Origin of the sequence: Streptomyces iconiensis, from assembly GCF_028657195.3 — a bacterium.
In the GTDB taxonomy this organism is placed as follows: Bacteria; Actinomycetota; Actinomycetes; order Streptomycetales; family Streptomycetaceae; genus Streptomyces; species Streptomyces iconiensis.
The window spans coordinates 325,083-338,193 of record NZ_JANCPR020000001.1; the positions used below are offsets into that span (position 1 = coordinate 325,083).

Here is a 13,111-nt window from a genome sequence, read left to right on the forward strand (position 1 = left end):
TTACTCTCGCGCCATGAGTTCCCAGACCAACACCGTCGCGCCTGACGCGCCGGACCCAGCAAGCCCCCAGGGCACCGGGGGGACGGGACCCCGAGCGGGGGTCCGAGGACACCCGTGGCTGACGCTCGTGACCGTCGCCTTCGGTGTCGCGATGGTTGCCCTGGACGGCACGATCGTCGCCATCGCCAACCCGGCGATCCAGAAGGACCTCGGCGCCTCGCTCGCCGATGTGCAGTGGATCACCAATGGCTATCTGCTCGCGCTCGCCGTCTCCCTGATCACCGCGGGCAAACTCGGTGACCGCTTCGGCCACCGGCAGACCTTCCTTGTGGGCGTCGTCGGCTTCGCAGCCGCTTCCGGCGCCATCGGGCTCTCCGGCAGCGTCGCCCTCGTCATCACCTTCCGTGTACTGCAAGGCATATGCGGCGCGTTGCTGATGCCCGCCGCACTGGGCCTGCTCCGTGCCTCCTTCCCCGCCGAGCGGCTGAACGCGGCCATCGGCATCTGGGGCGCCGTCATCGGCGCCTCGACCGCAGCGGGACCGATCGTCGGCGGACTGCTCGTCGAGCACGTGAGCTGGGAGTCGGTCTTCTTCATCAACATCCCCGTCGGCGCGCTCGCGCTCGTCGCGGGGCTCGTGATCCTGCTCAACCGCAAGCCCGAGAACGCGCCGCGTTCCTTCGACATCCTGGGCATTGTGCTGCTCTCGGTCGCGATGTTCTGCCTCGTGTGGGCGATCATCAAGGCTCCCGAGTGGCAGTGGGGCGATCCCAAGACGCTGGGCTTCCTCCTCGTCGCCGTGCTCGCTTTCGCCGCCTTCGGCTGGTGGGAGACGAAGGTCAAGGAACCGCTGCTGCCCCTGAGCATGTTCCGCTCCATCCCGCTCACCGCGGGCACCATCCTGATGGTGCTCATGGCCTTCGGCTTCATGGGCGGGCTCTTCTTCGTCACGTTCTACCTCCAGAACGTCGGCGGCCTCTCGCCCGTCGAGAGCGGACTCAGGCTGCTGCCGCTCACAGCGATGATGATCGTCGCCTCGCCACTGGCCGGCACGGTCATCACGAAGATCGGCCCGCGCATCCCGCTCGTCAGCGCGATGGTGCTGACGGCCATCGCGCTGTTCGGCCTCTCCTCGCTGCAGGCCGACAGCGGCGCCGGAATCACCTCGCTGTGGTTCGCGCTGCTCGGCCTCGGTCTGGGCCCCGTCATGGTCGGCGCCACCGAAGTGATCGTCGGCAACGCCCCGTTGCAGCACGCGGGCGTGGCGGGAGGTCTCCAGCAGGCCGCCATGCAGGTGGGCGGCAGCCTCGGTACGGCCGTGCTGGGCGCCGTCATGGCCTCCAGGGTCGGCAGCGAACTGCCGGTCAAGTGGGCCGAGGCCAAGCTGCCCCCGCTGCCCGCGAAGCAGGAGGCGGGACTCGCGAAGGCGGCCGAGGTCGGCATGTCGCCGCCCGCGCCCAAGGGCACCCCTGACCAGGTGATCCAGGCGACCACGCACGTCGTGCACGACTCCTTCATCTCCGGCATGGGGCTGGCGTTCGTCTGCGCCGGCATCGTCGCGGTCATCGCGGCCGGCGCCGCGGCCTTCACCAGCCGCGGCAGCAGCGACGCGGGACCGTCCGTGCACATCTGACGCGGGGCCGCACCGCAGCGCGCGTTCCACGCGCACCGCGTGTACGGCCTGGCTGGGTCCTCTCCGAACGGCCCGGTTCACCAGGACTGTGGATTACCAGCGAGTTGTGAACAACTCCGCCACCTGTCCTGGTGAACCGGGCCGTTCGCTCTTGGCGGGCGGACTCGGGCACCGACATGCTGATCACACGCCGGGCGAACGAGCCCGGTCCAATCGGGGGGAAGTGATCGGCCATGACAGGCATGTCCGGACGGGGTCCGAGGATGGCTGCGGGAATCCTGGCGGTCGCGGCGCTGGCGGCCACGGCCCAGCCCGCGGGAGCGGAGCAGAGCGCGTCCGGCGGGGCGCGGCCCCGGCTGGGGGAGTGCGGGACGGGCGAGCTGTGCCTGTGGCCGCGGGGCGACTTCCGCGGCGCTTCGCGCGCGTACGAGCTGAGCGGCGTCGACATCGAAAGCTGCGAGCCACTGCCCCGGGGCGGTACGGCGGTCTCGATGGCCAACCGCACGGGCCGCCCTGTCACGCTCTATCAGAGCGAGGAGTGCGCGGAGACGGGAGAGTTCGACACCTTCCCCTCCGGCTCCTGGACACCTGAAGTCCCGTACAAGGCACGGGCGTTCAAGGTGTGGGAGCGGTGAAAACGCCAGGAGGCCCGGCGACCGGTGTCACCACCGTGATCGGCCGGGCCTCCGGAGAAGCTCTACGCGTCGCCGCCGGCGGCGCCCGGATGGGCAGCCGAGGCGTCGAGGAGCTGGTAACGGTCGACGGCCTGCTTCAGCGCGGAGCGGTCGACCTTGCCTTCCCTGGCCAGCTCGGTGAGCACGCCCAGGACGATGGACTGCGCGTCGATGTGGAAGTAACGGCGCGCGGCGCCACGGGTGTCCGCGAAGCCGAAGCCGTCGGCGCCCAGCGACTGGTAGGTGCCGGGCACCCAGCGCGAGATCTGGTCGGGCACGGAGCGCATCCAGTCGGAGACGGCGACCTTGGGGCCCTCGGCGTTCTGGAGCTTGCGCGTGACATAGGGGACGCGCTGCTCCTCCTCGGGGTGGAGCAGATTGTGCTCCTCCACGCCCACGGCCTCGCGGCGCAGTTCGTTCCACGAGGTCGCCGACCACACATCGGCCCTGACGTCCCACTCGTCGGCCAGGATCCGCTGTGCCTCCACCGCCCAGGCCAGCGCCACACCGGAGGCGAGGATCTGCGCCCTGTGGGTGCCCTGTTGGCCCGGCTGGTAGCGGTAGAGCCCCTTGAGGATGCCGTCCACGTCGACGTTCTCGGGCTCGGCGGGCTGCTGGATGGGCTCGTTGTAGACGGTGAGGTAGTAGAAGACGTCCTCGCCCTGGGGGTGTTCGGGGCTGGAGCCGTACATCCTGCGCAGACCGTCCTGCACGATGTGCGCGATCTCGAAGCCGAAGGCCGGGTCGTAGGCGACGGCCGCCGGGTTGGTCGAGGCGAGCAAGTGCGAGTGCCCGTCGGCGTGCTGGAGCCCCTCGCCGGTGAGCGTGGTGCGGCCCGCTGTCGCGCCGAGCATGAAGCCACGCGACATCTGGTCGGCCATCTGCCAGAACTGGTCGCCGGTGCGCTGGAAGCCGAACATCGAGTAGAAGACATAGATCGGGATCAGCGGTTCGCCGTGCGTTGCGTAGGCCGAGCCCGCCGCGATCGCCGCGGCGGTGCAGCCCGCCTCCGAGATGCCGTCGTGCAGCATCTGGCCGGTGGGCGACTCCTTGTAGGCGAGGAGCAGTTCGCGGTCGACGGATTCGTAGAGCTGCCCGAGCGGGTTGTAGATCTTGGCCGAGGGGAAGAAGGAGTCCATTCCGAAGGTGCGGTACTCGTCGGGCGCGATCGGCACGAAGCGCTTACCGATCTCCTTGTCCCGCATGAGGTCCTTCAGCAACCGCACGAACGCCATCGTGGTGGCGATCTGCTGCTGCCCGGAGCCCTTCTTGACCGCCGCGTATGCCTTGTCGTCGGGGAGGTTCAGCGGCTTGGACCGGTTGATGCGTGTGGGCACGTAGCCGCCGCACTCGCGCCGCCGGTCGTGCATGTACTGGATCTCCTCCGAGTCCCGGCCCGGGTGGTAGTAGGGCGGCAGGCCCGACTCCAGCTCGCTGTCGGGGATCGGCAGGTGCAGCCGGTCGCGGAAGCCCTTGAGGTCGTCGACCGTGAGCTTCTTCATCTGGTGGGTGGCGTTGCGGCCCTCGAAGTTGGGGCCCAGCGTCCAGCCCTTGATGGTCTGCGCCAGGATGACGGTCGGCTGCCCCTCGTGCTCGGCGGCTGCCTTGTACGCGGCATAGACCTTGCGGTGGTCGTGGCCGCCGCGGCCCAGGTGGAGGAGCTGGTCGTCGGTCATGCTCTCGACCATCTTGCGCAGCCGCTGGTCACCGCCGAAGAAGTGCTCGCGGATGTAGTCCCCGGACTCGGTCGCGTAGGTCTGGAACTGCCCGTCGGGCGTCGTATTCAGCTTGTTGACCAGTACGCCGTCCCGGTCCTGGGCGAGCAGCGGGTCCCAGGAGCGGTCCCAGACCAGCTTGATCACGTTCCAGCCGGCGCCCCGGAAGTAGGACTCCAGCTCCTGGATGACCTTGCCGTTGCCCCGTACGGGCCCGTCCAGGCGCTGAAGGTTGCAGTTGATGACGAAGGTGAGGTTGTCCAGCCCCTCGCGGGCCGCCAGGGAGAGCTGACCGAGGGACTCGGGCTCGTCCATCTCGCCGTCGCCCAGGAAGGCCCACACGCGCGACTTGGAGGTGTCGGCGATACCGCGTGCCTCCATGTAGCGGTTCATCCTCGCCTGGTGGATGGCGCCGATCGGGCCGAGGCCCATGGAGACGGTGGGGAACTCCCAGAAGTCGGGCATCAGCCGCGGGTGCGGATAGCTGGAGAGGCCGTGCGGCGCCTTGCTCTTCTCCTGGCGGAAGCCGTCGAGCTGCGCCTCGCTGAGCCGGTCCAGAAGGAAGGCGCGGGCATAGATGCCGGGGGAGGCGTGGCCCTGGAAGAAGATCTGGTCGCCGCCGTGGCCCTCGTCCTTGCCGCGGAAGAAGTGGTTGAAGCCCACGTCGTAGAGCGAGGCGGAGGAGGCGAAGGTCGCGATGTGGCCGCCGACACCGATCCCGGGGCGCTGCGCGCGGGACACCATGACCGCGGCGTTCCACCGGGTCGCGTTGAGGACCTTGCGCTCGATCTCCTCGTTGCCGGGGAAGAACGGCTCGTCCTTGGTCGCGATGGTGTTCACGTAGTCCGTGCTGCGCATCTCCGGGACCGCGACGCGCTTCTCACGGGCGCGCTCGATGAGCCGGAGCATGAGATACCGGGCGCGTTCCCGTCCGCGCTCGTCGACGGCGGCGTCGAGCGAGTCGAGCCATTCCTGGGTCTCTTCAGGATCGAAGTCCGGGACCTGGCTGGGAAGGCCGCCAATGATGATCGGGTTGCGATCGGATCCGGAAGCCACGCTGTTCCTTCGCTGTATCGGTCGATTGTGGGTGCCCTGCTGCTGGGGGCAGCGCACGCCGTGGGTCGTGCTACCCAGGGTTCCGCGCCGCCTCCATCGTGTACCGCTGCCGCGATTACGTCATCTCTACCGAGAGGTAACCCAGGCCGTCCCGAGGCGTGCTCAAGGCGCCCCCGGGCGGGCTTCCTGAGAGCGAGTCGATCCATGCGAAAGCGGTCAAACGGCAACCTTACGCTCAGGAGGGGCGGAGTCCGTCGTCTGTGCGCAAACGTCCGTTCGGAGCCCCGATGTACCCGTACGGCTCCCCTGGCGCAGCCGGGGCAAACCTGGAAGATCACGACGGACTCAATGTGGTGCGAATCACTGTGGATCAGGCATTGTGGGATGACACGTCAACGTTTGGGCGGGATCGGTGGCCGGGTACTTGCGTGATCCGCCCCGCCCGTGTGGACTACGGCCCATGCCTCGCGTACGCGCGGGGCGCAAGCCATATTCGAGAAACATGACAGGAGGCAATCCGTGAGCGCGACCGCGGACCACGCGGAGGAGCGGACCAACCCCGCCGCAAGGCTGGGTTTCCAGCCCGGGCAGGTGGTCCAGGAGATCGGTTACGACGACGACGTCGACCAGGAGCTCCGCGAGTCCATTGAGGAAATCACCGGCCAGGAGCTTGCTGACGAGGATTACGGCGATGTGGCCGACGCCGTGATGCTGTGGTTCCGCGACGAGGACGGCGACCTGACGGACGCGCTGGTGGACGCGACCACGATGATCGACGAGGGCGCACCCGTCTGGCTCCTGACGCCGAAGACCGGACGTGACGGCTACGTCGAACCCAGTGAGATCGGTGAGGCCGCGAAGACCGCCGGCCTGTCTCAGACCAAGAGCTTCAACGCGGCCAAGGACTGGACCGGCAGCCGCCTGGTCACACCGAAGGGCGCACCCTCCAGCAAGCGCTGAGTCCCTCCCTTCCCCGGCCTTTCCGGTTTGTTCCCGGCTGATCCCCGGTTGCTTCCGGTCATGTTTCCGGCACTCCCTCCGAGCCCCCGACCGGCCCACAGCCGTCGGGGGCTCGGTGCATAGGGTGGGAACGACTCTGTTAAGCCACCGAAGGGACCATCGCCATGGCGATCGAGGCAGGCACCCAGGCACCGGACATCGAGCTGAAGGACCAGCACGGCCAGACCGTGCGGCTGTCGGACTTCAAGGGCCGGAAGAACGTCGTGCTGCTCTTCTACCCCTTCGCCTTCACCGGCGTGTGCACGGGTGAGCTGTGCGCCCTGCGCGACGAGCTGCCGGCGTTCGTCAACGACGACGTGCAGCTTCTGGCCGTCTCCAACGACTCGCCGTTCGCGCTGCGCGTATTCGCCGAGCAGGAGGGCCTGGAGTACCCGCTGCTCTCGGACTTCTGGCCGCACGGCGAGGCGTCGCGCGCCTACGGGGTCTTCGACGAGGAGAAGGGCTGCGCCGTGCGCGGCACCTTCATCATCGACAAGGAGGGCGTCGTGCGCTGGACGGTCGTCAACGGGCTTCCGGATGCCCGTGATCTCAACGAGTACACCAAGGCGCTCGCGGCGCTGTGATTCCGCTCCGCGATCGCGATTCCGCTCCATGTTCCGCGTCGTGGTTCCGCTCCGGACTCGAACACGGTCCGGGCACAGCGCACTCCCTTAACCAAAAGGTGGAACCCCGTCCTGTAAGAGGGATGTATGGGCGGGAACCGCTCACTAGGATCGACTCGTTGATCTGACGGCATCCATTTACGGGGGGCACGCAGTGCTCCTTACGAACAATTTTTCAGGGAGGACTCGTGGGAGTCAGCCTCAACAAGGGCGGCAATGTCTCGCTGACCAAGGAGGCGCCGAACCTCACCGCCGTGATCGTCGGTCTTGGCTGGGACGCGCGCACCACAACAGGCAGCGATTTCGACCTCGACGCGAGCGCCCTGCTGACCAACGCGGAGGGCAAGGTCGGCAACGACCAGAACTTCGTGTTCTTCAACAACCTCAAGAGCCCCGACGGTTCCGTCGAGCACACCGGTGACAACCTCACCGGTGAGGGCGAGGGCGACGACGAGGTCATCAAGGTGAACCTCGCCGGGGTGCCCGCCGACGTGGACAAGATCGTCTTCCCCGTCTCGATCTATGAGGCGGAGAGCCGCCAGCAGAGCTTCGGCCAGGTGCGGAACGCCTACATCCGCGTCGTCAACCAGGCGGACAACAACGAGCTGGCGCGCTACGACCTCAGCGAAGACGCGTCGACGGAGACCGCGATGGTCTTCGGCGAGCTGTACCGCCACGGCGCGGAGTGGAAGTTCCGCGCCATCGGCCAGGGCTACGCCTCGGGGCTGCGCGGCATCGCGCAGGACTTCGGCGTCAACGTCTGACAGACAGCTCCAGAGACCGGCAGTCACGGGCGCCGCAGACTTCCGTAACCAGGAGGTGTGCGGCGCCTGGTGGTGCCGACACACTGGAGGCATCACAAACCGGGGAGAGGAATCAGGAACATGAGCGTGACGCTCGCCAAGGGGGGCAACGTCTCCCTCTCGAAGGCCGCACCCAACCTCACACAGGTCCAGGTCGGCCTGGGCTGGAAGGCCCGATCCACCACCGGCGCCGACTTCGATCTGGACGCGAGCGCGCTGCTGTGCACCAATGGCCGCGTCGTCGGTGACGAGTACTTCATCTTCTACAACAACCTCAAGAGCCCCGAGGGCTCCGTCGAGCACACCGGCGATGAGCTGGTAGGCGGCTCCGGAGGCGACGACGAGACGGTTCTGGTGGACCTCTCGCTGGTCCCCGCGCAGGTTGACAAGATCGTCTTCCCCGTCTCGATCTATGACGCCGAGACGCGTCAGCAGACCTTCGGGCAGGTCACCGACGCGTACATCCGTGTGATCAACCAGGCGGACGGCGTGGAGCTGGCCCGTTACGACCTGACCGAGGACGCTTCCTCCGAGACTGCGATGATCTTCGGAGAGCTTTACCGCTACGGCGGAGAGTGGAAGTTCCGTGCCGTTGGCCAGGGGTACGCGTCGGGACTGCGGGGGATCGCCCTAGACTTCGGCGTCAATGTCACCTAGGCGCCTCCGGGGTCGCAGGTGTCACGCTCATCGTTTTCGACCACATTCGTAGACCGGATACCGGATTGGGAAGCCAGTGCTCCTGAAAACCTTTGGCTGGTCCTTTGGCGTCACCGCCGTAGGGCTGGCCGCAGCGGCGTTCTTCTGGGGGTGGGAGGCGTTCGCCCTCGTGGCGATCCTGTCCATCCTGGAGATCTCGTTGTCCTTCGACAACGCGGTCGTCAACGCCGGCGTACTGAAGAAGATGAACGCCTTCTGGCAGAAGATCTTCCTCACCATCGGCATTCTGATCGCGGTATTCGGTATGCGACTGGTCTTTCCGGTCGTCATCGTCGCCATCACTGCCAAGGTGGGGCCGATCGATGCTGTCCAGCTTGCGATGGACAACCCCGACAGGTATGAGCAACTGGTCACGGACGCGCATCCGGCCATCGCCGCCTATGGCGGCATGTTCCTGTTGATGATCTTCCTGGACTTCATTTTCGACGAGCGTGAGCACAAGTGGCTCGCCTGGCTGGAGCGTCCGCTCTCCCGGCTCGGCAGGGTGGACGGGCTCTCCGTCTGCATCGCGCTCATCGTGCTGCTCGTCTCGGCGATGACCATCGCCACGGCCGCACACCAGCACGGCGGTATGCACGCCGACAAGTCCGGCACGGTGATGCTCTCCGGCATCGCGGGACTGATCACTTATCTCATCGTCGGTGGCCTGTCAAGTCACTTCGAGAACAAGCTGGAAGAGGAAGACGAACGAGAACACGAAGCGGAGGAAGCCGCAAAGCGCGCGGGCAAGGATCCCAGCGCGGTCGGATTGGCGGGCAAGGCCGCCTTCTTCATGTTCCTCTACCTCGAAGTGCTCGACGCCTCCTTCTCGTTCGACGGTGTCATCGGTGCCTTCGCCATCACCAACCACATCTTCTGGATGGCGCTCGGTCTCGGCATCGGCGCGATGTACGTCCGTTCGCTCACCGTCTACCTGGTACGCCAGGGGACGCTGGACGACTACGTCTACCTGGAGCACGGCGCCCACTACGCGATCGGTGCGCTTGCCGCGATCCTGCTCATCACGATCAAGTACGAGATCAATGAGGTCGTCACCGGCCTTGTCGGTGTGCTGCTGATCGCCTCCTCCTTCTGGTCCTCGGTGCGCCGCAACCGCGCCATCGAGGCCAACGGAGGTGAGGACGGGGGAGGCGCCGACGGCGGCGGCAAGAAATCAGAGGTCACATCCGGAGTGTGACCGTCTCCTGAATGAGGAACGCTCCATGCGGGGCGGTTCCGGAAACGGCGGGGCCCAGGCTCCAGCCCGTTCCGGAGCCGCCCCGCAGCGGTAGGCGGAGCGGCACGGAGAGCACAGAGAGCACTAGTGGGGGTGCGTGATGGTCTCCCTGTGGGAGAACTGGCGGCGCGGCGCGGGGATGGCACGCCGCGGGCCCAAGTTCGATACGGTCGGCGGTCCTTCGACGTATGCGGTGGAGCTGACCAAACGGAACGCGGAACTGTCGCTGACCAAGCAGAGCGCCGACAGCGGCAGCATGCGCGTCAACCTGTCATGGCGCATGCGCAGTTCGGACCTCACCGGGAGGCCGCGGCGCACCGGTTCGCTGCGGCATCCGCTGAGGATGCTCAAGCCCGATGTCGTCCAGGCGCACACCCAGGGCGTCGTCAACGTCGACCTGGACCTCGCGTGCATGTACGAGCTGGTCGACGGCAGCAAGGGCGTCGTGCAGCCGCTGGGCAACTTCATGGGGGACATGAACGGGCCCCCGTTCGTGAAGCTCAGCGGTGACGACAGATTCGGTTCGCCGTCCGGCGAGACGATCTATGTGAACCTCGACCACAAGGACGAGATCAAGCGCCTGCTGTTCTTCGTCTACATCTACGACGGCACCCCCGCCTTCGACCGTACGCACGCCATCCTCTCGCTCTTCCCCAGCAACGGGCCCCGGGTCGAGGTCGGCCTCGACGAGCGTGCGCCGCAGGCGCGTTCGTGCGCGGTGCTGCTGATGGAGAACATCAAGGGGGAGCTGATGGTGCGCCGTGAGGTGCGCTATGTCTACGGTTTCCAGGCGGAGCTGGACAGGCTGTACGGCTGGGGGCTCCAGTGGGGCCGCGGCTACAAGACGAACAAGGTCTGAGGCGGACCGGGACAGCTCCCGGACCGGACCGGCTCCCGGACCGGACCAGCTCGGGCTGAGGCGGATCAGATCCGGGCCGCGCCGCGTCCGAGGCGCCTGGTCCGGCCGCGCGTGGAAGGGCTCCCGGTTTGTCGCCGGGGGCCCTTTCGCGTGCGTGTGCTCAGCGGCTGAGGAACTGCGGTCCCTGGGGCGGGAGCACGAACGACGGGTCAGGCTGCGGGTACCCGTAGGCGGGCTGCGGGTAGCCGTAAGCGGGCTGGGTGGCGGGTGGCTGCTGGGGCGGCTGCAGCGGTGGCTGGGGATAGCCGTAGCCCGGTTGGTGCGGCGGGTGTGCGTGGGTCGTCCGCTGGTCAGGGGCAGCGAACGGTGGGGGCATCGCGGTGCCGCCGAACGGCCCGGGGGCCGCCGCGGCGACTCCCGCCGGATCCGGCTTCGGTGCCGGGGGCTCGGGCGCCGGCGGTGTGGGCGGCGGCATGGGGTCGGGACGCGGTGCGGGCCCCGGCGTGGGAGGCACCGGATCAGGGCCGGGACCCGGCCCTGGCGTCGGCCCCGGAGGTCCCGGCGGAACCGGTTCGGGGTGCGGGTGCGGCTCGGGCTTCGGCTGGGGTTCGGGGTGCGGTTCCGGCACGGGGTCCGGGTCCGGAATGCCGGGCTCCGGGGGCGTGGGAGGAACGGTGGCCCCGGGGGGCCGCAGGCGGTAGTCGTCCGCGCCGACCGTGTCGGGACCGGGCACGTGCACGAGCGTCGCGTCCGGGTCGGCTCCCGGGTCGGAGCCGTGCGGCGGGGTCTCCTGGCTGGGCCCGCCCTCGTCGACCGAGATGCCGAACTCCGTCGCGAGGCCGATCAGTCCGGTGTCGTAGCCCTGGCCCAGCGCGCGGAACTTCCAGCCGTCGCCCCGGCGGTACAGCTCGCCGCAGACCATCGCCGTCTCGGAGCCGGTCTCCGGTTCGATGTCGAAGCACACCAGCGGGCTTCCGTTTCCGGTGCCGTCGGCTACGCCGTCCGGGGCGTCCGCGCTCGCGTCGTGCAGCAGCAGGCGCAGTTCCCGTACGTCGGCGAACGTACCGCCGTCCGCAGAGGCAGCCAGCAGCACGCGGTCGACCGACGGGTCCAGCGTGGCCAGGTCCGCCTCGACCGTGTCACGCAGGCCCTCGGGCTCGCGCTTCTTGGCGAGGTGCCGTACCAGCCCCGACGGATGCCTGGGCTGGTTGTAGAAGATGAAGTCGTCATCGGACCTGACCTGGCCGTCGTGGCCGAGCAGCAGAGCCGAGGCATCGACATCCGGCACACCCGCACCAGGCGTCCAGCTGAGTACGGCACGCACGGCCGTCGCCTCCAGCTGGATGTTCGATCCCTTCGTCATCGCGTGCGTCATGTACTCATCCTGCCCTCCGTTTGCGGACTGCGACAACGCGGGGACGGAGGTGGAACGCGCGCGGGGACGGACAGGGTGGCGGACACGGAGCGGTGTCCGTACAGCGGGGGTGATGTGTGTCCTGTCCATTTGGGGAACTCTTGACCTAGTCCCATACGTACGATGAGCGGCCGGGCCGCAACCTGCGGCGGGGCCGCGCCGTGGGACGCGGCGGGAACAGCGACACGCTGACGTGCGAGACGGGGATCCATTCATGCGGCATTTCAGGCATCTGACGCCTGAGCGCCGAAGCGCGCTCTTTCACCGTGAGCCTGCCGAGTTTGGCGCAGGATCTCCCGCGAGAACGCTCGCCACCGCACTCGGTGCCACGCTCTACAGCCCCGCGACCCGCCCCGCACTCGCGGACGACGTACTCAAGCAGGCCGCGAGCGGCGTGGTGTCCATGGTGCTCTGCCTGGAGGACTCCATATCCGACGCCGAGGTCCCGGAGGCCGAGGAGAACCTCGTCGCGCAGCTCGGGCGGCTGGAGGCGCTGCAGCGCCACGACGAGCTGCCCCTGCTGTTCGTACGGGTGCGCGCGCCCCGGCAGATTCCGCAGCTGGTGCGCAGGCTCGGGCCCGCGGCGCGGTTGCTCTCCGGCTTCGTGCTGCCGAAGTTCACCGAGGACAGCGGTGTGCCCTTCCTGGAGGCGCTGGAGGCCACGGAGGCCGACTGCGGGCACAGGCTCTTCGCGATGCCCGTGCTGGAGTCTCCCGGCCTGCTGCACCAGGAGACCCGTGCCGCGACCCTGGCCGGCGTCATCAGGACCGTCGACAAGTACCGCGACCGGGTGCTCGCGCTGCGCCTCGGCGTGACGGATTTCTGCTCCGCCTACGGGCTGCGCCGTACCCCGGAGATGACGGCCTACGACGTACAGATCGTCGCCTCCGTGATCGGCGATGTGGTGAACGCGCTGGGAAGGGCCGACGGGACGGGGTTCACCGTGACCGGGCCCGTGTGGGAGTACTTCCGGCCGCAGGAACGGATGTTCAAGCCGCAGCTGCGACGCAGCCCGTTCCTCAGCGGGCGGGCCGAGTACGTAAGAACGGCCCTGATCGAACACGACATGGACGGCCTGCTGCGCGAGATCGAACTCGACCGCGCGAACGGCCTGTTGGGCAAGACCTGCATCCACCCCTCGCACGTCGCGCCCGTGCACGCGCTGTCGGTCGTCAGCCACGAGGAGTTCTGCGACGCGACCGATGTGCTGCGCCCTGAGCGCGGTGGCGGCGGAGTGGTGCGTTCCGCCTATACGAACAAGATGAACGAGGTGAAGCCTCACCGGGCCTGGGCCGAACGCACGTTGCTGCGCGGCGAGGTCTTCGGTGTGGCACGGGAGGGCGTGAGCTTCGTGGAACTGCTGGCGGCGGGAGTCAAGTGAGGGCAGGCAGCGCACCGGCCG

11 protein-coding genes are annotated in these 13,111 nt (G+C 68.0%); 9 read left to right on the forward strand and 2 right to left on the reverse strand.

Features of this window, described 5'->3' with window-relative positions; translation table 11 throughout:
• The first annotated feature begins 13 nt into the window (after nucleotides 1–13).
• Nucleotides 14–1,633: an MFS transporter gene (locus NMN56_RS01440; protein ID WP_274039696.1), complete on the forward strand. Its 1,620-nt coding sequence runs from the start codon at nucleotides 14–16 to the stop codon at nucleotides 1,631–1,633.
• A gap of 263 nt (nucleotides 1,634–1,896) precedes the next feature.
• On the forward strand, nucleotides 1,897–2,268 hold the full coding sequence (locus tag NMN56_RS01445; protein WP_274039695.1) for a peptidase inhibitor family I36 protein: 372 nt from the start codon (nucleotides 1,897–1,899) through the stop codon (nucleotides 2,266–2,268).
• A gap of 62 nt (nucleotides 2,269–2,330) precedes the next feature.
• Here the strand turns inward: NMN56_RS01445 and aceE are convergent, their stop codons facing one another.
• Complete coding sequence (aceE, locus tag NMN56_RS01450) at nucleotides 2,331–5,078, reverse strand: pyruvate dehydrogenase (acetyl-transferring), homodimeric type (protein ID WP_274039694.1); 2,748 nt, start codon at nucleotides 5,076–5,078, stop codon at nucleotides 2,331–2,333.
• Between the two features lie 519 nt (nucleotides 5,079–5,597).
• Here aceE and NMN56_RS01455 point away from each other — a divergent pair.
• The 6 genes from NMN56_RS01455 (at nucleotide 5,598) to NMN56_RS01480 (ending at nucleotide 10,295) form a co-directional block, all read left to right on the forward strand.
• A complete protein-coding gene (locus NMN56_RS01455) occupies nucleotides 5,598–6,038 on the forward strand; it encodes a DUF3052 domain-containing protein (protein ID WP_274039693.1) in 441 nt (146 codons plus the stop codon).
• A 164-nt stretch (nucleotides 6,039–6,202) separates the two neighbouring features.
• A complete protein-coding gene (locus NMN56_RS01460; RefSeq protein WP_274039692.1) occupies nucleotides 6,203–6,661 on the forward strand; it encodes a peroxiredoxin in 459 nt (152 codons plus the stop codon).
• 227 nt (nucleotides 6,662–6,888) lie between these two features.
• Nucleotides 6,889–7,464, forward strand: a complete 576-nt coding sequence (locus tag NMN56_RS01465) for a TerD family protein (RefSeq protein ID WP_274039691.1) — start codon at nucleotides 6,889–6,891, stop codon at nucleotides 7,462–7,464.
• A gap of 120 nt (nucleotides 7,465–7,584) precedes the next feature.
• Nucleotides 7,585–8,160, forward strand: a complete 576-nt coding sequence (locus NMN56_RS01470) for a TerD family protein (RefSeq protein ID WP_274039690.1) — start codon at nucleotides 7,585–7,587, stop codon at nucleotides 8,158–8,160.
• A 76-nt stretch (nucleotides 8,161–8,236) separates the two neighbouring features.
• Nucleotides 8,237–9,397: a DUF475 domain-containing protein gene (locus NMN56_RS01475; protein ID WP_274039689.1), complete on the forward strand. Its 1,161-nt coding sequence runs from the start codon at nucleotides 8,237–8,239 to the stop codon at nucleotides 9,395–9,397.
• A 139-nt stretch (nucleotides 9,398–9,536) separates the two neighbouring features.
• On the forward strand, nucleotides 9,537–10,295 hold the full coding sequence (locus NMN56_RS01480; RefSeq protein ID WP_274039688.1) for a TerD family protein: 759 nt from the start codon (nucleotides 9,537–9,539) through the stop codon (nucleotides 10,293–10,295).
• Nucleotides 10,296–10,455: 160 nt separating this feature from the next.
• On the opposite strand, the gene NMN56_RS01485 is transcribed toward NMN56_RS01480, so the two are convergent.
• On the reverse strand, nucleotides 10,456–11,670 hold the full coding sequence (locus NMN56_RS01485; protein WP_274039687.1) for a TerD family protein: 1,215 nt from the start codon (nucleotides 11,668–11,670) through the stop codon (nucleotides 10,456–10,458).
• A gap of 253 nt (nucleotides 11,671–11,923) precedes the next feature.
• Between NMN56_RS01485 and NMN56_RS01490 the strand changes: the two genes are divergently transcribed.
• The gene (locus NMN56_RS01490; RefSeq protein ID WP_274039686.1) at nucleotides 11,924–13,090 is read left to right on the forward strand and encodes an HpcH/HpaI aldolase/citrate lyase family protein; all 1,167 of its coding nucleotides are present in this window, start codon (nucleotides 11,924–11,926) and stop codon (nucleotides 13,088–13,090) included.
• The last annotated feature ends 21 nt before the right edge of the window (nucleotides 13,091–13,111 follow it).